This window comes from Mycolicibacterium anyangense, from assembly GCF_010731855.1.
Lineage (GTDB): Bacteria > Actinomycetota > Actinomycetes > Mycobacteriales > Mycobacteriaceae > Mycobacterium > Mycobacterium anyangense.
On sequence record NZ_AP022620.1, the window covers coordinates 5,357,200 to 5,378,645 of the forward strand.

At 67.7% G+C, this 21,446-nt stretch carries 18 protein-coding genes; 9 read left to right on the plus strand and 9 right to left on the minus strand.

The window, feature by feature from the left end:
* The first annotated feature begins 101 nt into the window (after positions 1 to 101).
* From G6N35_RS25325 to guaA, 4 genes are all read left to right on the plus strand, one after another.
* A complete protein-coding gene (locus G6N35_RS25325) occupies positions 102 to 1,187 on the plus strand; it encodes a CaiB/BaiF CoA transferase family protein (RefSeq protein ID WP_163807108.1) in 1,086 nt (361 codons plus the stop codon).
* 19 nt (positions 1,188 to 1,206) lie between these two features.
* The gene (locus tag G6N35_RS25330) at positions 1,207 to 2,406 is read left to right on the plus strand and encodes a CaiB/BaiF CoA transferase family protein (protein ID WP_163807109.1); all 1,200 of its coding nucleotides are present in this window, start codon (positions 1,207 to 1,209) and stop codon (positions 2,404 to 2,406) included.
* Positions 2,407 to 2,487: 81 nt separating this feature from the next.
* Positions 2,488 to 4,224 (plus strand): GMC oxidoreductase, encoded by a 1,737-nt coding sequence (locus G6N35_RS25335; protein ID WP_163807110.1) that lies wholly within the window; start codon positions 2,488 to 2,490, stop codon positions 4,222 to 4,224.
* 32 nt (positions 4,225 to 4,256) lie between these two features.
* Positions 4,257 to 5,834 carry a glutamine-hydrolyzing GMP synthase gene (gene guaA, locus G6N35_RS25340; protein WP_163807111.1) on the plus strand — a complete coding sequence of 526 codons (1,578 nt, stop codon included), beginning with the start codon at positions 4,257 to 4,259 and terminating at the stop codon, positions 5,832 to 5,834.
* Positions 5,835 to 5,838: 4 nt separating this feature from the next.
* On the opposite strand, the gene G6N35_RS25345 is transcribed toward guaA, so the two are convergent.
* On the minus strand, positions 5,839 to 6,723 hold the full coding sequence (locus tag G6N35_RS25345; protein ID WP_163807112.1) for a fructose bisphosphate aldolase: 885 nt from the start codon (positions 6,721 to 6,723) through the stop codon (positions 5,839 to 5,841).
* Between the two features lie 185 nt (positions 6,724 to 6,908).
* Between G6N35_RS25345 and G6N35_RS25350 the strand changes: the two genes are divergently transcribed.
* Entirely contained in the window at positions 6,909 to 7,595 is a 687-nt protein-coding gene (locus tag G6N35_RS25350) for a DnaE2-dependent mutagenesis accessory factor ImuA' (protein WP_163807113.1), read from the plus strand.
* A gap of 31 nt (positions 7,596 to 7,626) precedes the next feature.
* Positions 7,627 to 9,165: a DNA polymerase Y family protein gene (locus G6N35_RS25355; RefSeq protein WP_163807931.1), complete on the plus strand. Its 1,539-nt coding sequence runs from the start codon at positions 7,627 to 7,629 to the stop codon at positions 9,163 to 9,165.
* Here the strand turns inward: G6N35_RS25355 and G6N35_RS25360 are convergent.
* The 3 genes from G6N35_RS25360 to G6N35_RS25370 are packed head-to-tail and all read right to left on the minus strand — an operon-like array spanning position 9,156 to position 11,379.
* Entirely contained in the window at positions 9,156 to 10,199 is a 1,044-nt protein-coding gene (locus tag G6N35_RS25360) for a nucleoside hydrolase (protein WP_163807932.1), read from the minus strand. The two genes, G6N35_RS25355 and G6N35_RS25360, sit on opposite strands and share 10 nt — an antisense overlap.
* Before the next feature lie 46 nt (positions 10,200 to 10,245).
* Entirely contained in the window at positions 10,246 to 10,647 is a 402-nt protein-coding gene (locus tag G6N35_RS25365; protein WP_197748443.1) for an acyl-CoA thioesterase, read from the minus strand.
* Positions 10,648 to 10,671: 24 nt separating this feature from the next.
* Positions 10,672 to 11,379, minus strand: a complete 708-nt coding sequence (locus G6N35_RS25370) for a histidine phosphatase family protein (RefSeq protein WP_163807114.1) — start codon at positions 11,377 to 11,379, stop codon at positions 10,672 to 10,674.
* A 107-nt stretch (positions 11,380 to 11,486) separates the two neighbouring features.
* On the opposite strand from G6N35_RS25370, the gene G6N35_RS25375 reads away from it, so the two are divergent.
* Positions 11,487 to 12,356 carry a MaoC family dehydratase gene (locus tag G6N35_RS25375; RefSeq protein ID WP_163807115.1) on the plus strand — a complete coding sequence of 290 codons (870 nt, stop codon included), beginning with the start codon at positions 11,487 to 11,489 and terminating at the stop codon, positions 12,354 to 12,356.
* Positions 12,357 to 12,376: 20 nt separating this feature from the next.
* On the opposite strand, the gene G6N35_RS25380 is transcribed toward G6N35_RS25375, so the two are convergent.
* The 3 genes from G6N35_RS25380 to helR all read right to left on the minus strand — a co-directional run bounded on the left by G6N35_RS25380 (position 12,377) and on the right by helR (position 16,071).
* Entirely contained in the window at positions 12,377 to 13,111 is a 735-nt protein-coding gene (locus G6N35_RS25380; protein ID WP_246224507.1) for a VIT1/CCC1 transporter family protein, read from the minus strand.
* On the minus strand, positions 13,108 to 13,803 hold the full coding sequence (locus tag G6N35_RS25385) for a DUF899 domain-containing protein (RefSeq protein ID WP_163807117.1): 696 nt from the start codon (positions 13,801 to 13,803) through the stop codon (positions 13,108 to 13,110). The genes G6N35_RS25380 and G6N35_RS25385 overlap by 4 nt, the downstream gene beginning before the upstream one ends.
* Before the next feature lie 69 nt (positions 13,804 to 13,872).
* A complete protein-coding gene (gene helR / locus G6N35_RS25390; RefSeq protein WP_179967421.1) occupies positions 13,873 to 16,071 on the minus strand; it encodes an RNA polymerase recycling motor ATPase HelR in 2,199 nt (732 codons plus the stop codon).
* 152 nt (positions 16,072 to 16,223) lie between these two features.
* Here helR and G6N35_RS25395 point away from each other — a divergent pair, with 152 nt between their 5' ends.
* Positions 16,224 to 19,517, plus strand: coding sequence for an error-prone DNA polymerase (locus G6N35_RS25395; protein WP_163807118.1), 3,294 nt, complete (start codon positions 16,224 to 16,226; stop codon positions 19,515 to 19,517).
* An 83-nt stretch (positions 19,518 to 19,600) separates the two neighbouring features.
* On the opposite strand, the gene G6N35_RS25400 is transcribed toward G6N35_RS25395, so the two are convergent.
* On the minus strand, positions 19,601 to 20,011 hold the full coding sequence (locus G6N35_RS25400) for a TIGR03667 family PPOX class F420-dependent oxidoreductase (RefSeq protein WP_163807119.1): 411 nt from the start codon (positions 20,009 to 20,011) through the stop codon (positions 19,601 to 19,603).
* A gap of 23 nt (positions 20,012 to 20,034) precedes the next feature.
* Between G6N35_RS25400 and G6N35_RS25405 the strand changes: the two genes are divergently transcribed.
* Positions 20,035 to 20,676 carry a nitroreductase family protein gene (locus G6N35_RS25405; protein ID WP_163807120.1) on the plus strand — a complete coding sequence of 214 codons (642 nt, stop codon included), beginning with the start codon at positions 20,035 to 20,037 and terminating at the stop codon, positions 20,674 to 20,676.
* 65 nt (positions 20,677 to 20,741) lie between these two features.
* On the opposite strand, the gene G6N35_RS25410 is transcribed toward G6N35_RS25405, so the two are convergent.
* Complete coding sequence (locus tag G6N35_RS25410; protein WP_163807121.1) at positions 20,742 to 21,206, minus strand: tRNA (cytidine(34)-2'-O)-methyltransferase; 465 nt, start codon at positions 21,204 to 21,206, stop codon at positions 20,742 to 20,744.
* Between the last annotated feature and the right edge of the window lie 240 nt (positions 21,207 to 21,446).

Here is a 21,446-nt window from a genome sequence, read left to right on the forward strand (position 1 = left end):
CGGGTGCCCTCCACGAAGTGTGACCCTTTTGATTAGGCAGACTATTATGCTAATTCTGTGCTACAGAAGAAGATGGTGATCCGGTCGCGGCGGGCGGACTCATGACCGGCCCGTTGACCGGACTGCGCGTGGTCGAACTGGCTGGGATCGGTCCCGGGCCGCATGCCGCGATGGTCCTCGGCGACCTCGGTGCCGACGTTGTGCGCGTCGAGCGTCCGGGTGGAGAGCCGATGCCCGCGAATGACCTCACGCTACGCAGTCGGCGCATCGTCGTCGTCGATCTGAAGAGCGACGAGGGCCGCGAGGTGGTGCTGCAACTCGTTGCCAGAGCCGACGTTCTGATCGAGGGGTATCGACCGGGCGTCACCGAGCGACTCGGATTGGGCCCCGAAGACTGCGCCAAGGTCAACGAGCGACTGGTCTACGCCCGGATGACGGGGTGGGGACAGGACGGTCCCCGTGCCCAGCAGGCCGGGCACGATATCAACTACATCTCCGTCAACGGCATCCTGCATGCCATCGGTCGCGCGGGGGAAAAGCCGGTGCCGCCCTTGAATCTCGTGGGCGACTTCGGTGGCGGGTCAATGTTCCTGCTGGTCGGGATCTTCGCGGCATTGTGGGAACGTCAGACTTCGGGCAGGGGACAGGTGGTCGACGCCGCCATGGTCGACGGGTCGTCGGTGCTGGCGCAGATGATGTGGAGCATGCGAAGCCTGGGTGTGTGGAATGACGCCCGGGGCGTGAACCTGCTCGACGGTGGAGCGCCGTATTACGACACCTATGAGACGGCCGATGGCAAGCATGTTGCGGTCGGCGCGATCGAGCCGCAGTTCTACGCTCAACTGGTGGCTGGTCTGGGCCTGGACTCGGCGGGTCTGCCCGCCCAGAATGACGTAGCGCGCTGGGGGGAGCTGCGGGCCACGTTCGCTGAGGCCTTTGCTGCCAAGGATCGTGATCACTGGGCCAACGTCTTCGACGGCACCGACGCGTGCGTGACTCCGGTGTTGAGCTTCGGTGAGGCAGAAACCGAAGCGCATCTCGTCGCGCGCCAGACATTGTTCGGGCAGGCCGCGAATCTGCAGCCGATGCCTGCGCCCCGGTTTTCCCGCAGCGACCCCGGCGCGCCGACCGCTCCTGGCCTCGAAAAGGCCGAAGCGGCAACTGTTCTGCGGGAATGGGATCGGTAGTACCAGCGAAAGGGATTCAGTGCCCAACTTGCTTGATGGTGTGCGGGTTGTCGAATCTGCGGTCTTGCTCAACGGTGACACCGTGGGCATGCTGCTCGGCGATCTTGGCGCCGACGTCATCAAGGTCGAGTCGCCACCCGTCGGTGACTACCTGCGCTACTTTCTCGGACAGATCGTCCCGGGCGTCAGTGTTCCGCACGCTCAGGTCAACCGAAACAAGCGCTCGGTGTTGCTGAATCTCAGCGATGACTCCGACCGGGAGACGTTTTGGCGACTGATCGACACCGCCGACATCTTCGTGGACGGGAACCGTCCCGGTGTATGCGAGAAGTTGGGAGTGGGACCGGACGCGATGCGGGCCCGCAAGCCGAGCCTGGTCTATGTGCAGCACACCGGTTTTGGAGCCGTCGGCCCTTACGCGAACATTCCGACCCACGGGATGCTGATGAATGCGTTGGTGGGTGCCCACGCGGTGCGGCGCGGTGAAGACGGCCTGCTCGAGAGGGGATCCTTCGAACAGGACGGTGCCAATATGGGCGGGGAGGCCACCAGTGTTGGTGCTCTGCACGCCGCGCTCCATGCTGTGGCGGCGCTGTATCGGGCCAGGCAGACCGGCTTGGGCGCCTACATCGACGTCGCTGGGTCAGACGCAACCGCGATGACGGCGTGGATCGCATTGGCGTTGCAGCGCAACGATCATCGCATCACCGACCGATCTGGAATGGCCACCAGATCCGATGGTGAGATGAAGGGGTCGCGATACCAGTTCTATGAAACCGCCGACGGCAGGATTGCGCTGTTCGGCTGTATCGAGCAACGGTTCTGGGACAAATGGGCGGCGGCGGCGGGGCGCGAGGACCTGGTCGGGCGGCAGGCGGACACGTCCAACGGCTCGGTCGACTGGGGCGACGACGTCGAACGCCACCTGGTTGCCGAAGTGATTGCCACCAAGACGTTGGACGAGTGGTTGGCTCTGGCCGCCGAGCACGGCTTCGCACTCGGTGCAGCCCATCAGAGCATCGAGGAGGTCGCCGCTGATCCGCATATCGCTGGCCGCAATGTCTTCGTAGAGGGTGAGCACCCGGTGGCCGGCCCGATCTCCTACGTCGGTTCGGCCGCGATCGTCGACGGCGAACCCTTCGTGGTGCGCCGCCATGCTCCCGCGCCGGGTGAGCACACCGAAGAGGTGCTTGCCGAGCTGGCCGGCGACCGGGGCTGAACGCTCGACCGAAGTGACGAAGGCGGGACGTTAGGCGTCCCTCTCTAGCTTGTTACCCGTCAGTAAGTTCATACTGGACCGATGGAACCGGATTTCGACGTTCTCATCATCGGTTCGGGCTTCGGCGGCAGCGTCAGTGCGCTGCGGCTGACCGAGAAGGGCTACCAGGTCGGCGTGCTGGAAGCGGGCCGGCGGTTCGCTGACCACGAGTTCGCCAAGACGTCCTGGCGGCTCCGTGAGTTCCTGTGGGCACCCCGGCTGGGCTGCTACGGCATCCAGCGCATCCACCTGCTGCGCAACGTGATGATCCTGGCCGGAGCCGGTGTCGGCGGTGGATCGCTGAACTACGCCAACACCCTCTACATCCCGCCGGACCCGTTCTTCAACGATCCGCAGTGGAAGACCATCACCGACTGGCGCGCCGAACTCATGCCGCACTACGACCAGGCCCAGCGGATGCTCGGCGTGGTCAAGAACCCGACCTTCACCGACGCCGACCGCATCATGAAGGAAGTGGCCGACGACATGGGCGTCGGCGATACTTTCACGCCCACCCCGGTCGGGGTGTTCTTTGGCCCGAACGGGGAGAAGACCCCGGGCAAGACGGTGCCCGACCCGTACTTCGGTGGTGTCGGCCCGGCCCGCACCGGCTGCATCGAGTGCGGCGAGTGCATGACCGGGTGCCGACACGGCGCCAAGAACACCCTGGTCAAGAACTACCTGGGACTCGCCGAAAAAGCTGGGGCGCAAGTCTTTCCGATGACCACCGTCACCGGGTTCGAGCAGCGGGCCGACGGCATCTGGGAGATCCACACCGTGCGTACCGGCCGGTGGGCCCGCAAGCACGCCCGCACGTTCACCGCCGGGCAGCTGATCCTGGCAGCCGGTACCTGGGGCACCCAGAACCTGCTGTTCAAGATGCGCGACGGCGGCAAGCTGCCGAAGCTGTCGGACAAACTCGGCGTCCTGACCCGCACCAACTCGGAGTCCATCGTCGGCGCCGGGCGGCTGGAGGCCCGCCCCGACCTGGACCTCACCCACGGCGTGGCCATCACGTCGTCGATCCACCCGAGCCCGGACACCCACGTCGAGCCCTGCCGCTACGGCAAGGGCTCCAACGCCATGGGCCTGTTGCAGACGCTGATGACCGACGGCCCAGGGCCGCAGGGCACCGACGTGCCGCGTTGGAAGCAGCTGTTCCTCAACGCCGGTGAAGACCCGCGCGCCATGCTGCGGATGCTCTCGCCGCGACGCTGGAGCGAGCGCACCATGATCTCGCTGGTGATGCAGCACCTGGACAACTCCATCACCACCTACACCAAGCGCGGGGTGCTCGGCCTGCGCCGGATCACCAGCAAGCAGGGGCACGGCGAGCCGAACCCGACGTGGATCCCGGTCGGCAACGAGGTCACCCGGCGCATCGCCGAGAAGATCGACGGCGTGGCCGGCGGCACCTGGGGCGAGCTGTTCAACATCCCGCTCACTGCGCACTTCCTCGGCGGCGCCGCGATCGGCGACAGCGCCGAGCATGGCGTGATCGACCCCTACCAGCGGGTCTACGGCTATCCGACGCTGCACATCATGGACGGCGCGGCCATCTCGGCCAACCTCGGCGTCAACCCGTCACTGTCCATCACCGCCCAGGCCGAGCGCGCCACCTCGTTGTGGCCCAACCACGGCGAGGACGATCTACGGCCCGTCCAGGGACAGGCCTACCGGCGGCTGGAGCCGATCGCCCCGAAGAATCCGGTGGTCCCGGTCGACGCCCCGGGCGGCCTGCGTCACCTGCCGATCACGCCGGTCAACTCGGCGGGCTGAGCGCTCGGGGACCGCACCACTAGACTGAGCGGGTGACAGCTGAGCACGCCACATCCCCTCGTCCTGTCCTGGTGGTCGACTTCGGTGCCCAGTACGCCCAGTTGATCGCCCGCCGCGTGCGCGAGGCCCGGGTGTTCTCCGAGGTCATCCCGCACACCGCGACCGTCGAGGAGATCAAGGCCAGAAACCCGCAGGCCGTCGTGCTCTCCGGCGGGCCGGCCAGCGTGTATGCCGAGGGTGCTCCACAACTGGACCCGGCGCTGTTCGACCTTGATGTGCCGGTGTTCGGCATCTGCTACGGCTTCCAAGCCATGGCGCAGGCGCTCGGCGGCACCGTCGCCCATACCGGCAGCAGTGAGTACGGCCGCACCGAGATGGAAGTTCTTGGCGGAGAACTGCATTTGGGCCTTCCCGGTAAGCAGCCGGTGTGGATGAGCCATGGCGACGCGGTGACGTCGGCGCCCGAGGGGTTCGAGGTCGTCGGGGTGAGCGCCGGTGCGCCGGTGGCCGCCTTCGAGAACCGTGCCCGCCGGTTGGCCGGTGTGCAATACCACCCCGAGGTCATGCACAGCCCGCATGGTCAGCAGGTGCTCAGCCGGTTCCTGCACGACTTCGCCGGCATCGGAGCTGCCTGGACGCCGGCCAATATCGCCGAGACGCTCATCGAGCAGGTCCGCGAACAGATCGGTGACGGGAAGGCCATCTGCGGGCTGTCCGGCGGGGTGGACTCCGCGGTGGCCGCCGCGCTGGTGCAGCGGGCCATCGGCGACCGTCTGACCTGTGTGTTCGTCGACCACGGTCTGCTGCGCGCGGGGGAGCGCGCCCAGGTGCAGCGCGATTTCGTCGCCGCCACCGGAGCGCGGCTGGTCACGGTGGACGCTGAAGACCGCTTCCTGCAAGCGCTTTCGGGTGTGCACGATCCAGAAGGCAAGCGCAAGATCATCGGTCGCGAGTTCATCCGTGCTTTCGAGGGCGCGGTGCGCGACCTGCTGGCCGAGGGCGACTCGGACGGTCACCCGGTGGATTTTCTGGTGCAGGGCACGCTGTACCCCGATGTGGTGGAATCCGGCGGCGGTGCGGGCACGGCGAACATCAAGAGCCACCACAACGTCGGCGGCCTGCCCGCCGACCTGAAGTTCAAGCTCGTCGAACCGTTGCGGCTGCTGTTCAAGGACGAGGTGCGGGCCGTCGGCCGCGAACTCGGTCTGCCTGAGGACATCGTTGCGCGCCAACCCTTCCCGGGGCCGGGTCTGGGCATCCGGATCGTCGGCGAAGTCACGGCGCCGCGGCTCGATACGCTGCGACGCGCGGATCTGATCGCGCGCGAGGAACTGACCTCGGCGGGCCTGGACGCCCAGATCTGGCAGTGCCCGGTGGTGCTGCTGGCCGACGTCCGGTCGGTGGGAGTGCAGGGTGACGGACGCACCTACGGCCACCCGATCGTGCTGCGGCCGGTGTCCAGCGAGGATGCGATGACCGCGGACTGGACCCGGGTGCCCTACGAGGTCCTCGAGCGCATCTCCACTCGCATCACCAACGAGGTGCCCGAGGTGAACCGGGTGGTCCTCGACGTCACCAGCAAGCCGCCGGGCACCATCGAGTGGGAGTAGCTCGTTAAGTCCTTGAGGCAGCGGCGATTTCGGTGATGGCCGCGTCCAGGATCCTGTCGAATTCGTCGTCGCTCTGCTGGGCGGTCAGACCCTCGGTGAGTGCGCGCGAGAAGCTGGCGATCACGCCGTGGTTGCGGGAGAGCCGCTCACAAGCCTCGGCGCGGGTGTAGCCACCGGAGAGTGCGAGCACCCGCATCACCTTCGGATGGTCGACCAGATCGCGGTAGCGGTCGTCGGTGTCAGGCAGCGTGAGCTTGAGCATCACCTGCTGATCGTCCCCGAGGCCACCGAGGTGATCGAGGATCGCGGTCGTGAGCTGGTCCTCGGCGGCGGCCTTGGCGGGGGAGTGGATGTCGACCTCGGGTTCGATGATCGGCACCAGACCGGCGGCCAGGATCTGGCCGGCGACCTCGAACTGCTGGTCGACGACGGCGTCCAGACCGGCGCCGGGACGTGTGATGACCGAGCGCATCTTGGTGCCGAAGATGCCGTTGTCCACGGCGCGGGCCAGCAGATCGTCCAGACCGCCGATGGGCTTCATCAGCTGTGCGCCGTTCTCCTCGGCGGCCAGTCCTTTGTCGACCTTGAGGATCGGCACCACCTTCTTGACGTTCCACAGATAGTCGGCGGTGGGTCGTCCCTCGATATCGCGGTCCATGGTCATCTCGAACAGGATCGCGGCCAGGATGCGGTCGCCGTCGAAGCTGGGGCTGGTGATGATCCGGGTGCGCATCTGGTGCACGAGGTCGAACATCTCCTCGTCCCCGGAGTAGGCGTCCTCGGGGATGCCGTAGAGCTTGAGTGCCTTGGGGGTGCTGCCGCCACTCTGGTCCAGCGCTGCGACGAAGCCGCTGCCGTGTGCGATCTTGTCGGCCTGTTCGGTGTTCATCTGATCCCCTTCCCCTGCGGGGCTCGACGTTGGGCTGCCCGCTGATTGCATGGTGCCAGCACCGGAGGCCGCGCCGCCGTCAGGGGTCGGTGGATCGCTTGACGCTGTCGGTGGGTGGGTGTTTACTCGCACTATCGAACATACTTTCGAGCATAGTGAACACCGATCCCAGCTGGAGGTGGGCGATGACGGCGGCGCTTGCCCGGGAGAAAGACCCGTATAAGCGTGCTGAGCAGCTACAACAGCTCCGCAAACAGATGGCGGCGGTGTCCGGGAAAGTGGGCGTCAGCCGACGGGGCGCCGAACCCGACGATCAGGTCATCCCGACGTCGGAAAGTTTGCTGCCGATCCCTGAATCGCTGGCTGGCCTGCTCCCTGGCGGGTTGCCGCGTGGGGCGGTGGCGGTGGTCTCCGGGGCCCGGTCGCTACCGGTGAGCATGGCCGCCGCGGTGAGCGCCGGCGGCGGCCATGTGGCCGTGGTCGGGGTGCCGGATTTCGGTCTGCTCGCCGCTGCGGAGATGGGGGCGGATCTGAGCCGGATCGCGGTGGTCCCCGATCCGGGTACCGATCCGGTCGAGGTGGCCGCGGTGCTGATGGACGGGATGGACCTGGTGGTGCTTGGCCTGGCCGGCGCGACGGTGAGCGCAACCCGCGCACGGGCCGTGGTGGCCCGGGCCCGCCAGAGGGGTTGCGCCCTGGTGGTCACCCGGGGGGACTGGCAGGGTGCCTCGATCCGGCTGGACGCCCGGGTGCGCGGCTATGAGGTGACCGCTGGGCGCAGCGGTGTGCCGGTGGCGGGGTGCGGGCGGATCAGCCGGGTGCGATTGTCCGTGCGGGCCGGTGGTCGGTCGGTCCGGTCGAGGACGGGCTGATGTGACCGCCCGGGTTCTGGCGATCTGGTGCATGGACTGGCCGGCGGTGGCCGCTGCGGTGGCCGTGGGCCTGGAGGCCACCGCGCCGGTGGCCGTCACCCTGGCCAACCGGGTGATTGCGTGTTCATCGGCGGCCCGCGCAGCCGGGGTGCGTCGCGGATTGCGGCGGCGCGAATCGCAGGCGCGCTGCCCGCAGTTGTATGTGGTGGCCGCCGACCCGGCCCGCGACGCACGTTTCTTCGAGGGTGTGACGGCCGCGGTCGACGAGGTGGTGCCCCGTGCTGAGGTGTTGCGGCCCGGCCTGCTGGTGCTGGCCGTGCGGGGTGCGGCCCGCTACTTCGGCTCCGAGCAGGATGCCGCCGAGCGTCTGGTCGACGCCGTTGCCGCAGCCGGTGCCGAATGCCAGGTCGGTATTGCCGACCAGTTGGGCACTGCGGTCTTCGCGGCCAAAGCCGGCCGGGTGATCGAGCCCGGCCAGGATGCGGCGTTCCTCTCGACGTTGTCCATCCGGCAGCTCGCCGCTGAACCGAGCCTGTCCGGTCCCGGCCGTGATGAGCTCGCGGACTTGTTGTGGCGCATGGGCATTCGTACGTTCGGTCAGTTCGCCGAATTCTCCCGTAGCGATGTGGCCTCCCGATTCGATGCCGACGCAGTGGCTGCTCATCGACTGGCCCGCGGGGAGCCGGTGCGCGGGCCGTCGGGCCGTGCGGTGCCTGCCGAACTCGATGCCGTGCTCACCTGCGACCCGCCCATCGACCGGGTGGACGCCGCCGCCTTCGCCGGGCGCGCGCTGGCCGCCGCGCTGCATCGCAGCCTGGAGTCGGCCGGTGTCGGGTGTACCCGGCTGGCCATTCACGCTGTCACCGCCAAAGGCGGGGAACTGACCCGGGTGTGGCGGTGTGCCGAACCGCTGACCGAGGATGCCACCGCCGACCGGGTGCGCTGGCAGCTCGACGGCTGGCTCAATCAGCGCCGCGCGCAGGACCGCCCCAACGCCCCGGTGACGCTGCTGCGGCTGCAGCCGGTGGAAGTCGTGTCCGCCGAGGCGCTTCAGCTTCCGCTCTGGGGCGGGGTGGGGGAGGAGGACCGGTTGCGGGCCCGCCGCGCGCTGGTCCGGGTGCAGGGCCTGCTGGGTCAGGAGGCTGTCCAGCTGCCGATGCTGTCCGGCGGCCGCGGCCCCGCCGAGCGGATCACCCTGACTCCGCTCGGTGACGAACAGGTGCCCAGAGCCGACCCGAACCGGCCGTGGCCCGGCCGGCTGCCCGACCCGGCTCCCACGGTGCTCCTCGATGATCCGGTGGAACTGCTTGATGCCCAGGGTAATCCGGTCAAGGTCACTGCGCGGGGGATGTTCACCGCCGAACCGGCACACCTGGACGGCCAGTACCCGGGCGAGTTGAGGTGGTGGGCCGGGCCGTGGCCGGTGGACGAACGGTGGTGGGATCAAGCAGAGCCGTCCCGCGCCGGTCGGACGGCGCGGGCCCAGGTGCTGGTGGGGGAGGAGCCGGGCACCGCGCTGCTGCTGTGTTACCGGCAGCGCCGGTGGTACCTGGAAGGGGTTTACGAATGACCCAGCGCCCGGGCGAAGGGTCCCACCCGTTCGATGTAGAGGTCGAAGAACGCCGCCGGGTCCACCTCGACACCGATGTGCGCGTTGGGTTCCCGGCCCCAATGCCGGCTCCAGTCGGCGATCGTCATCGCCCGCGTCAGCGTGCCGGTCAGTTCCACGTCGACGGTCGCGGCCCGGGTCCCGATGATGCCAGGGTCCAGTGCCACCGCCGCTGCCAGCGGGTCGTGCAGGTGAGCCAGAAAGCCCTCGCCCTGGTCGAAGTGGAACTCGAAGTAGAAGCGCATCGCATCTTCGAGCGCGCGGATCAGTGGGTTGTCGGCCACCGACCGGGTGCCCCTCGAGTCGAGCACGCTCATCGTCACCGACGCCGACTCCGCCGCTCCGGCCAGCCGGCTCAGAATCGCCGGGGTCAGTGCGATGTTCTCGGTGAGGTTCAGGCCGCATACGATCGGAAGTTGATGCGGTTCAATCGCATTCGACTCCACAGCCCGCCCCCACGCGGCGAACACCTCGGCAGCGGCCTCCGGGTCGACGCTGATGTTCCACTCCGCCACCGGCGTGGTGTTACCGCGGTAGTCGAACGAACCGCCCATGATCACCAACCGCCGCAGCAGCGACGGCAGGTGTGGTTCGGCACGAACGGCCAGTGCCAGATTGGTCAGCGGGCCGGTCACCAGACCGATCAGCTCACCGGGGCGGCCGTGCGCGGCCCGCACCCAGGCTTCGGCGGAGTCATACGACGTGAGTTCACGGCTGTGCGTGGGGAGTTCGGCGTACCCGAGGCCCCCGGGTCCGTGCGTGTCCTCTGCGGTGCGCATGGTGTCCGCCAGTGGCTCGCCGGCTCCCCGCGAGACCGGAATGTCACCGGCCCGGCACAGTTCGAGCAGCCCGAGGTTGTTGCGGCAGACCTGGTCGACATCGACGTTGCCACCGGTGGAGGCGATACCGACCAGGTCGGCATCGGGACTGGCGAGCAGGTAGACCAGTGCCATCGCATCATCGACACCGGTGTCCACATCGGCGAACACAGGCAGCCGTGCTGTCGTGTTCCGGGCCGTCGTCACGGCGGTAACGTTACCGTCAGCCGGCCGCGGCCACCTCGTCGCGGAACCAGTCCGGCCACTCCCGCTTCTCGAACGTCGTCGCGTCGACGCAGACGTGGATCATCGTCGCCTCGGCCACCACATCGGTTCCGCGCCGGATCGCGTAGGTGCTGCGCAGCGAGGTGCGACCCGGCTGATCGAGGGCGACCTCGACCACCAGCTCCTCGTCGAACCCGGCGGGCAATCGGAACTGCAGCTCGGCGGCGGCGACCACCACGTCGATACCGCGATCCACCAGAACCTGGATACCTCCGACCACACCGCGCAGCGCCTCGGTGTGGGCCATGTCGATCCAGGTCAGGTAGTGACCGTTGAACACCCGGCCCTGCATGTCACACTCCACGTAGCGCACCCGCAACGGCATGCTGAATCTGGCCACGCCGAATCCTAGAACGCCGAAATCCTAGAAGTCGGTGATGCCGTCCCAATCGACCAGCGTCCACCCGATGTAGGGGTTACCGGTGATCACCACTCGGCCGGTGTTGGGCAGCGGGTGGTCGGTGGCCAGGCTGTCCTTGGCGTTGCGCACGTTCAGCAGCGTCCACAACATGATCGAGGCGGCGCTGGAGAACGCGACCGGCTTGGTGTCACCGCTGTCGTAGATGCGCTGCACCGCCGAGGTGAACTTACCGTTGAACTCCGTGCCGCTCACCGATCCCGGAATGGAGAAGTTGGTGAAGCCGCGCATCCAGTCCATCGGCGCCACCAGGTAGGTCGCGGCCGCCTTGTCCATGTTGTCGCCGTTGAACCAGCCCGCGGAGATCTCGTTGAGCCCGGGCAACACGTTGACCGGTTTGCCCAACGCCTTGGACATCGGGTCGGCGGTCTGTTGGGTCCGGACCATCTCTGAGGCGTAGATGCCGTCGTAGTCATTGCCCTTGAGCCGGTTGGCCACCGCAATCGCCTGCTGCTGGCCGGCCGGTGTCAGCGACGGGCCGGGCACCAAGGTGTCGATGATCCCGTCCTTATTGGCCTGGGACTCCCCATGCCGGATGAATGTCAGTGTGATCGTGCGTTCCTTGGGACCTGACGAGCCGCAGCCCGCGACGAGAACAGCCGCCAGCAGTGCGGCAAGAACCGCGACAAGAGTTCGCACACCCGAGCGTTGCATGCCAACAGCCTGCCCTGTCTGAGGCCCCGGTGTGTGAGATTTTCGGTAGTGCGACCATTTCTCGGTAGTACGAAGACTGAGTCCATCACCAACCCAGGAGTGGCGCTATGGCCCTTGACCCCACGGCAATCGGAGCAGTGACCGAACCTCAAATCTTCGAGTGGACCGAACGCGACACCCTGCTCTACGCCGTCGGCGTGGGCGCCGGTGTCGACGATCTGGCCTACACGACCGAGAACAGTCACGACATCCCCCAACAGGTGCTGCCTACCTTCGCCGTGATCTGCTGCCCCGGCTTTTCCGCGGTGGGCAAGGTGGGAACCTTCGACTTCGGCAAGTTGCTGCACGGTTCGCAGGAGATCCGGCTGCACAAGCCGCTGCCACCTGCTGGCTCGTTGTCGGTGGTCGGTGAGGTGATCGACGTCCAGGACAAGGGTGAAGGCAAGAACGGCATCGTCATGTTGCGGGACATCGGATCTGACCCGGTCACCGGTGAAGTCGTCGTCGAGACGACGGCGACCGCGGTGATCCGCGGGGCCGGCGGGTTCGGGGGTGAGCCCGGTCAGCGCCCGCCCGCCCCGGAGTTCCCCGACCGCGACCCCGACGTCCGGGTCGTGATGCCAACCCGGGTCGACCAGGCCCTGATCTACCGGCTTTCCGGTGACCGCAACCCGCTGCACAGCGATCCCTGGTTCGCCCGCGAGCTGGCCGGCTTCCCGACGCCGATCCTGCACGGGCTGTGCACCTACGGCTTCGCCGGACGTGCCCTGCTGGGCGAACTTGCCGGCAACGACTCCTCGAAGCTGACGGCGGTCGCCGCACGGTTCTCCTCCCCGGTGTTCCCCGGGGAAACGCTGACGACGTCTATCTGGCGCACCGAGGCGGGCAAGGCCGTTTACCGCACCGAGGCCGCTGGGCCGGACGGCTCCAACAGCCGAGTGGTCCTCGACGACGGAGCCGCCGAGTACCTCGACTGAGCGCGGCGCCGGCAGTACCGCTAGCCGACCGCGCCGCCGACCAGGTGGCCGATCCCGAAGGTGATCGCCATGGCCAGTGCGCCGCCGATCACCACCCGTTGGATCGCGCGGCCGGCGTCGGCGCCGCCGAGGCGGGCGCTGAGCCAGCCGGTGACTGCCAGCGCGATGAGCACCGCGGCGAAGGTGATCGGAATCCGAGTCGACGGCGGCGGCAGCAGGATGGCCAGCATCGGCAGGATCGCCCCGACGGTGAACGCAATGGCCGACGAGATCGCGGCCTGCCACGGATTGGTCAGCTCCTCGGGGTCGATGCCGAGTTCGATGTCGATGTGCGCGGCGAACGCGTCGTGGTCGGTGAGTTCCTCGGCCACCGTGCGGGCGGTGGCCGGTGTGAGGCCTTTGGCTTCGTAGAGTGCGGCCAGTTCATCGAGTTCGGCGGCGGGCTGAGTGTCCAGCTCCCGGCGCTCCTTCTGCAGCAGCGCCTTCTCGGTGTCGCGCTGGGTGCTCACGGACACGTACTCGCCCAGGGCCATCGACAGCGCGCCGGCAGCCAGGCCGGCGATGCCCGCGGTGAAGATCGGATCGCGGTCGGTGGTGGCGGCCGCGACGCCGACGACGATGCCGGCCACCGACACGATCCCGTCGTTGGCACCGAGCACGCCGGCCCGCAGCCAGTTCAGCTTGCTGCCGATCGCGCCGTGATGCGGCTCAGCCGGATGTAGTTGGGGCTCTGGCGTGTCCGGTGTCTCGCTCACGGGGAAAGCGTAGGTCCTTGGCCGTACGCCCGCGCGATGTCGGGCGAGTCGGCCCAACCGGAATATGTGGGGCGTTGCGGCCAGCCATCGGGGGAGTCCTGCCATTCTTCCTGGCGGCCCCAGGGAAGTACGTCGATGAGACCGAAAGAGTGGCTGAGCTGTTCGGTGCCACGGCCATTGGTGTGCCATGTCCGGTACACCCGATCCGCACTGTCACGTAAGAAGACGTTCACCGCGAAACCGCCACCGGGGCCGGCGTCGACGTCGGTGCCGAACGAACTCTGGGCCGAGGAGTACCAGTCCATCTGGTTGCCGACCCTCGCCTTGTAGGCCATGGCTTCCTCGATCGGCCCGTTGGTGACGATCACGAAGCGGGCGTCGTAGTTGGCCAGGAACTCCAGTCGGGTGAACTGTGAGGTGAACCCCGTGCAGCCCGGGCACTGCCATTGCGCGCCGTCGCTCCACATGTGGTGGTAGACGATCAACTGGGAGTGGCCGTCGAATACCTCGGCCAGCCTGATCGGTCCGTCCGGCCCGATCAGGGTGTAGTCGGGCAGTTCCACCATCGGCAGCCTGCGCCGTTGGGCGGCGATGGCGTCGAGTTCACGGGTCGCGGCCTTCTCCCGGGCGCGCAGGTCATCGAGCGCGGCGCGCCAGGTCTGTTGGTCGACCACGGGTGGCAGGGCGGACATAGCGGCTCCTCACTGTCGGGTGTCAGAAGTGTTGACCACCTCGGTATTGACCGCCGTGCTCGCCAAAAATCATCGCGGGGCAAGCCCGGACAGCGATGGGGGCAGCGGACGCTGATGTAGGACACCCAGGCGCTGGGTGGCACGGGTGAGCGCGACGTAGAGTTCGGCGGCGCCGCGCGGCCCGTCGGCCAGGATGAGGTCGGGCTCCACCACCAGCACCGCGTCGAACTCCAGGCCCTTGGTCTCCGACGGCGCGACCGCACCCGGCACGCCCGGTGGTCCGATCACGACGCTGGTGCCCTCGCGGTCGGCCTCGGCCGCGACGAATTCGTCAATGGCAGAAGCCATCTCCTGTTCGCTCACCTGCCGGGACCAGGGGGCAACGCCGCACGCACGCACCGACTCCGGTGGGCGGACATCGGGGGCGAACTCGGCGAGCACCGCGGCCGCCACCGCCATGATCTCGGCGGGCGTGCGGTAGTTCACCGACAGCGACCGGTAGATCCAGCGGTCGGGTACATAGGGTTCCAGCATCTGCGCCCATGATGTCGCGCCCGCCATGGACCGTCGTTGGGCGAGGTCGCCGACGACGGTGAACGACCGGCTCGGGCAGCGCCGCATCAGCACCCGCCAGTCCATCTCCGAGAGCTCCTGGGCTTCGTCGACCACCACATGCCGGTAGGTCCAATCCCGGTCGGCGGCGGCGCGTTCGGCAAGATCGCGGTAGTCGCGCTCGGTGAAGCGTTCGGCGAGGCCCTCGGCGTCGATCAGATCCTGCGCCAGCAGGTGGTCTTCGTCGTCCATGAGATCCTCGTGGGCGACCATGTTCTCCAAAACGCCTCTGGCGTAGTCGGTTTCTTCCCGGAGTGCCTGTGCGGCGGCGTCGTCGGCCGCCTTGTCACGGCCCAGCAGATCGACCAATTCGTCGAGCAACGGCACATCCGAGGTTGTCCAGGCGTCGCCGACTTCCCGATGCAACGCCGGGTCGGCACCGGCGGCGCGCAACCGCTCGGGCGAGCTGTACAGCTCGGCCAACAGCTCGTGCGGCTCGAGGACCGGCCAGAGTTGATCGAGGGCCGACAGGAACCGCTCATTGTCTTCGAGGTCGGCGAGCAGGTCCGCCCTGACCTTCTCCCAGGCGTCCTTGTTCTCGCGGGTCAGCCAGCCGCGGCCGATCCGGGCGACCCCGCGCTCGGTCAGGACGTAGGTGACGATGTCGCGGAACACCGCACGAGCGGCGTTGTGGGGCAGTCCGCTTGCGCGGGCCTCGTCGATCGCCCACCCGGCGGTGTCAGCGGCGATCTGCATCGTCACATCACCCAGTGGGATCTCCAATGGTTGCTCGGGCACGCGTTGGCGGTCGGCGATCGCCGCCGCGAGGACGTCCAGCATCGCGCGAGAACCCTTGATGCGAGCGACATCTGGGGCGTCCTCGGCGGTGACGTGCAGACCGGGCAGGAGATCGCCGACCGTCATGAACACCACCTCGGATTCGCCGAGGGAGGGCAGCACCCGGCTGATGTGGTTCATGAACGCGTGGTTGGGGCCGACGACCAGCACCCCGTGCCGTTCGATCCGCTCCCGCTGGGTGTAGAGCAGGTACGCAACGCGATGCAGTGCCACCACCGTCTTGCCGGTGCCGGGTCCGCCCTCGATCACCAGCACCCCCGGGTGCTCGAGGCGGATGATCTCGTCCTGTTCGGACTGGATGGTCGCTACGATGTCGCGCATGCCCTCACCGCGGGGCGCGTTGACCGCGTACAGCAGTGCGGCGTCGCTGCTCAACGGACTGTCGTCACCCGCATCAGGGTCGGGCCTGCCGAAGACTTCGTCGGTGAAATCGAGCAGCCGGCGTCCCAGGGAGTGGAACTGGCGCCGCCGGCGCATGCCCTCGGGGCTGGCGGCGGTGGCGATGTAGAAGGCGCGGGCGGCCGGGGCGCGCCAGTCCAGCAGCAGTGTCTCGTGATCGTTGTCCTCGTCGAAGATCCCGATCCGGCCGACGTAGAGCCGCTCACCGTTCACCGCGTCCAGCCGCCCGAAGCACAATCCGTGGTCGGCGACGTCCAGCCGGGCGGCCAACCGGGCCAGCGCCCGCACCTCGGCGTCGCGGGCCACCAGCGTCCCGCCGTCCTGAACGTCGATCGGGCCGCCGAGTGCGGCGCGGTACTGGGCCCTAACCCGTCTGCGCTTGCCGTCCAGTCGGTCGTAGAGGTCCGTCAGGTAATCCTGCTCGGACTCCAGTTCACGATCGTGTGCCTGCGACGTCATACCCCTCATTTCCACGGTTGTGTCAGGCGAGTGTGCGGGACGACCCGGGCCTTGCCGCAAGCCCCCTGGTCGGCTATAGGTTGAAGTGGGAAGTCGATGGGGGAATTCCCCGAGCCTGGCCTTAGAACATATGTTCGATTAAGCTGGCGTGCGTGGGGTGGCACAACGGCCCGCCCAGCTGGGGCGAGATGGAGCGGGTGCTCAACAGCAAGCCGCGCCGCAGTGGGATGTCGCTGGGGGAGCCACACGCCGACGGCGGGGACAGCCCGGCCTGGTCTCGCAAGCGCCAACCCTACGAACCGGCCGTCGAACCCCCGCTGCGCTCCCGCGTTCCCTATGCCGAACTGCATACACATTCGGCCTACAGCTTTCTGGACGGGGCCAGTACCCCGGAAGAACTCGTCGAAGAGGCGGTGCGGCTGGATCTGCGGGCCATCGCGCTCACCGACCATGACGGCCTCTACGGGGTGGTGCGCTTCGCCGAGGCCGCCAAGGAACTCGACATGCGCACCGTCTTCGGCGCCGAACTGTCATTGAGTAACACCCCCCGCACCGAGGATCCCGATCCGCCCGGTCCGCATCTGCTGGTGCTGGCCCGTGGACCCGAGGGGTACCGCCGGCTGTCGCGGGAGATCGCCCGCGCGCATCTGGCCGGTGGAGAGAAGGGCAGGCCGCGCTACGACTACGACGCATTGGCCGAAGCCTCCGGCGGACACTGGCACATCCTGACCGGATGCCGCAAAGGCCATGTCCGACAAGCATTCTCGACGGGTGGTCCCGAGGCGGCCGAGCGGGCCCTCGCCGACCTGGTCGACCGGTTCGGTGCGCAGCGGGTCAGTGTCGAGCTCACCCATCACGGCGACCCGCTCGACGACGAACGCAACGCGGCGCTGGCGGCGCTGGCGCCCCGGTTCGGCCTGTCGGTGGTCGCCACCACCGCCGCACACGTCGCCGAACCGAGCCGCGGCAGGCTGGCCATGGCGATGGGCGCGATCCGGGCCCGCCAGTCGCTCGACGAGGCGGCCGGCTGGCTGGCCCCGCTGGGCGGAGCGCACCTGCGCGCCGGTGACGAGATGGCCCGGCTGTTCTTCGAGTATCCCGAAGTTGTCACCGCTGCAGCCGATCTCGGCGAGCAGTGTGCGTTCGAGCTGGCGCTGATCGCCCCGCAGCTGCCACCGTTCGACGTGCCGTCCGGCGAAACCGAGGACAGCTGGCTGCGTGAGCTCACCATGCTCGGCGCCGCCCGACGCTACGGTCCGCGATCGGCCGCGCCCGAGGCGTACGCGCAGATCGAGCGGGAACTCGCCGTCATCGCGCAGTTGAAGTTCCCCGGCTATTTCCTGGTGGTGCACGACATCACCCAGTTCTGCCGGCGCAACAACATCCTGTGCCAGGGCCGTGGATCGGCGGCCAACTCCGCGGTCTGTTACTCCCTCGGCGTCACCGCCGTCGACCCGGTGGCCAACGGCCTGCTCTTCGAACGGTTCCTGTCCCCGGCCCGCGACGGCCCACCCGATATCGACATCGACATCGAATCGGACCTGCGCGAGAAGGCAATCCAGTACGTCTACGAGCGCTACGGCCGCGACTACGCCGCCCAGGTGGCCAACGTGATCACCTACCGCGGCCGCAGTGCCGTGCGGGACATGGCCCGGGCACTCGGGTTCTCGCAAGGTCAGCAGGATGCCTGGAGTAAGCAGATCAGCCGGTGGAACGGGCTGGCCGACTCGCCCGATGTCGAGGACATCCCCGAACCGGTGATCGATCTGGCGCTGCAGATCAAGAACTTGCCCCGGCACATGGGCATCCACTCCGGTGGCATGGTGATCTGCGACCGGCCGATCGCCGACGTATGCCCGGTGGAATGGGCGCGGATGGAGAATCGCAGTGTGCTTCAGTGGGACAAAGACGACTGCGCGGCAATCGGTTTGGTGAAGTTCGACCTGCTGGGTCTGGGTATGCTCTCGGCGCTGCACTACTGCATCGACTTGGTCGCCGAACACAAGGGAATCGAGGTCGACCTGGCCCGCCTGGACCTGTCGGATGCGCGCGTCTACCAGATGCTGCAGAAGGCCGATTCTGTCGGGGTTTTCCAGGTGGAGTCCCGTGCTCAGATGGCAACCCTGCCGCGGTTGAAGCCCCGGGTGTTCTACGACCTGGTGGTCGAGGTCGCGCTGATCCGCCCCGGCCCGATCCAGGGCGGCTCGGTGCACCCGTACATCAAGCGGCGCAACGGTCTGGAACCGGTGGTCTACGACCATCCGGCGATGGAACCGGCGCTGCGAAAGACGTTGGGGGTACCACTGTTCCAAGAGCAGCTGATGCAACTGGCGGTGGACTGTGCGGGCTTTTCGGCTGCCGAGGCCGACCAGTTGCGCAGAGCCATGGGCTCCAAACGGTCCACCGAGAAGATGCGCCGGCTACGGGACCGGTTCTACGCCGGGATGGCGCAGCGGCACGGCATTACCGGGGAAGTGGCCGACCGGATCTACGAGAAGCTGGAGGCGTTCGCCAATTTCGGCTTCCCGGAAAGTCATTCGCTCAGCTTCGCCTCGCTGGTGTACTACTCGTCCTGGTTCAAGCTCTACCATCCGGCCGCGTTCTGCGCGGCGTTGCTGCGCGCGCAGCCGATGGGCTTCTACTCCCCGCAGTCACTGGTCGCCGACGCCCGTCGCCACGGTGTCACCGTGCACGGCCCGTGCGTCAACGCCAGCCTGGCGTACGCCACGCTGGAGAACCAGGGGTTGGAGGTACGGCTGGGACTGGGGGCGGTGCGTCATATTGGTGATGACCTGGCCCAGCGCATCGTCGACGAACGGCAGGCTAATGGCCCGTATGCGTCGCTGCTGGATATGACTGGGCGCGTGACGCTTTCGGTGCCGCAGGCCGAGGCGCTGGCCACCGCGGGGGCGCTGGGCTGCTTTGCGATCACCCGGCGTGAAGCACTGTGGGCGGCCGGCGCGGCGGCCACCCAGCGGCCAGACCGGCTGCCCGGGGTAGGGACCTCGTCGCACGTGCCGGCGCTTCCCGGGATGACGGAGGTGGAACTGGCCGCCGCCGATGTCTGGGCCACCGGGGTCTCTCCGGACAGTTACCCCACTCAGTTCCTGCGCGAGGACCTCGACGCACTGGGCGTCATCACCGCTGACCGGCTGCTCGGCATCCCCGACGGCAGCCGGGTGCTGATCGCCGGGGCGGTGACCCACCGGCAGCGCCCGGCCACCGCCCAAGGGGTGACGTTCATGAACATCGAGGACGAGACCGGCATGGTCAACGTGCTGTGCACACCCGGAGTGTGGAGCCGGCACCGCAAGCTCGCCCAGACCGCGTCGGCCCTGCTGATTCGTGGTCAGGTGCAGAACGCCACCGGGGCGGTGACGGTGATCGCCGAGCGGATGGGCCGTATCAGCATGACGGTGAGCTCGCGGTCGAGGGACTTCCGGTGAAAGCCGCCGGCGCGAGGGTGCGTGTCTGTACACCGACACGCCGGCTGGGGTGGCATTTCGCGCACGCTCGCCGAGGATGAGCGCTAGGCCGTCGGGGTGGTCCACACCTTGTCGACGCTGATCCTGAGCCGCAGGTTGTAGCCGCCCATCGCCTCGGTCAGCCCGAATTGGTCGGCGGCTTCCCGGTATTTCGCCCAGTACGGTTCGTCATCGCGGGGATCGGCGTCCTCGGAATCCACCACGGCGGTACCGCCCACCACGACGATGCCCCCACCATTGCCGTCGGAGTCCAGATTCAGGCTGACAAGCGGGTGAGCCCGGATATGGCGCACCTTGGCTGCCGTCGGCTCGCTGTAGACGATCACGTCGGTGCCGTCGAAGTAGAACCAGACCAGCCTGGGCACCGGCTGGCCCGATTTGGCTACCGTGGTCAGCCAGCCGTAGTGGTCGGAGGTCAGTCGATCGGAAACCTCGTGACTCAGCTCAAGTGCCATGCACCCGAATGTAGTCTCCAGAGATGACCCTTGACCTGACCGCCGATGAACTCCTGACCTCCACCCGATCGGTGCGCAAGCGGCTCGACTTCGACAAGCCGGTGCCCCGCGAGGTCCTCATCGAGTGTCTGGATCTGGCGTTGCAGGCGCCCACCGGATCCAACACGCAGGGCTGGCAATGGGTCTTCGTCGAAGATCCCGCCAAGAAGACGGCGATCGCCGACATCTACCGGGCCACCGCCACCCCCTATCTGGATCTGCCCAGCCCGGTCCGCGGCGATATCCGCGACGAGCAGCAGGGTGCGGTCCGCAGTTCGGCGGCGTACCTCAACGAGAACCTCGAGAAGGCGCCGGTTTTCTTGATCCCATGCCTGGAAGGCCGCCCCGAGGGTGCCGACGCCGGCATGCAGGCCTCGTTCTGGGGTTCGCTGCTGCCCGCGGTGTGGAGCTTCATGCTGGCGCTGCGCTCACGCGGTCTGGGCACCGCATGGACCACGCTGCACCTGATCGGGGAGGGCGAGAAGAAGACCGCCGACCTGCTCGGAATTCCCTATGAGCACTACACCCAGGGTGGGCTGTTCCCGATCGCCTACACCAAGGGCACCGACTTCAAACCGGCCAAGCGGCTGCCCGCCGAGCAGTTGACCCACTGGGACACCTGGTAAGCGCTGTTCTAGTTCCCGGGTCGCTGCGCTCCTGCCCGCCGGGTCAACTTCCCGGGTCGCTGCGCTTACACGCCTCCGCGGAAGCCGTGCTGCCGCCACGCCTCATAGGCGGCCACGGCCGCCGCGTTCGACAGATTCAATGACCGCCGGCCCGCCAGCATCGGGATCCGCACCTGCGCGCTGATATGCGGATCGGCCAGCGTCGCCTCGTCGAGCCCGGTCGGCTCCGGCCCGAACAGCAGCACATCGCCGGGTCGGTAGGCGATGTCGGTGAACGACCGGCTGGCGTGGGCGCTGAAGGCGAACACCCGGGCCTCGCCGACGGCCGACCACGCCGCCTCCAGTCCGGGGTGCACGGTTACCGACGCCAGATCGTGGTAGTCCAACCCGGCCCGGCGCAGCTTCGGCTCGGACAGATCGAAACCGAGCGGTTCCACCAGATGCAGTTCGCATCCGGTGGCCGCGACCATCCGGATCGCGTTGCCGGTATTCGGTGCGATACGCGGCTGGTAAAACATCACCCGGAACATCCGACGATGATCTCAGTTGTGCCGCAGCGCAATTTGCTCGCCACCCCGAATAGCGTCGCCGCCGCTTGGATACAACCTCTCTGTTCAGTAACGACTATGGAGAAGCTGGGCCAACGCTGTCATACTCGACGAATTGCCAGGCGTAATTCGCTGTCTCGTTGGCATGCCACGGGTAAGCGATGACCAGGAAAGTCCGAATGAAGCAGCCGAGAACACTCAATAGTTGTGCGGCGGTCGTCA

Coding starts and splice junctions, on each gene's coding strand:
- G6N35_RS25385 (WP_163807117.1), bottom strand. CDS start 13,803: ATGTCCGCCCTGCCACCCGTGGTCGACCAACAGACCTGGCGCGCCGCG.
- G6N35_RS25400 (WP_163807119.1), bottom strand. CDS start 20,011: ATGGCACTTGAGCTGAGTCACGAGGTTTCCGATCGACTGACCTCCGAC.
- helR (WP_179967421.1), bottom strand. CDS start 16,071: ATGACGTCGCAGGCACACGATCGTGAACTGGAGTCCGAGCAGGATTAC.
- G6N35_RS25370 (WP_163807114.1), bottom strand. CDS start 11,379: ATGCAACGCTCGGGTGTGCGAACTCTTGTCGCGGTTCTTGCCGCACTG.
- G6N35_RS25405 (WP_163807120.1), top strand. CDS start 20,035: ATGACCCTTGACCTGACCGCCGATGAACTCCTGACCTCCACCCGATCG.
- G6N35_RS25325 (WP_163807108.1), top strand. CDS start 102: ATGACCGGCCCGTTGACCGGACTGCGCGTGGTCGAACTGGCTGGGATC.
- G6N35_RS25410 (WP_163807121.1), bottom strand. CDS start 21,206: ATGTTCCGGGTGATGTTTTACCAGCCGCGTATCGCACCGAATACCGGC.
- G6N35_RS25345 (WP_163807112.1), bottom strand. CDS start 6,723: ATGAACACCGAACAGGCCGACAAGATCGCACACGGCAGCGGCTTCGTC.
- G6N35_RS25350 (WP_163807113.1), top strand. CDS start 6,909: ATGACGGCGGCGCTTGCCCGGGAGAAAGACCCGTATAAGCGTGCTGAG.
- G6N35_RS25355 (WP_163807931.1), top strand. CDS start 7,627: ATGGACTGGCCGGCGGTGGCCGCTGCGGTGGCCGTGGGCCTGGAGGCC.
- G6N35_RS25335 (WP_163807110.1), top strand. CDS start 2,488: ATGGAACCGGATTTCGACGTTCTCATCATCGGTTCGGGCTTCGGCGGC.
- G6N35_RS25375 (WP_163807115.1), top strand. CDS start 11,487: ATGGCCCTTGACCCCACGGCAATCGGAGCAGTGACCGAACCTCAAATC.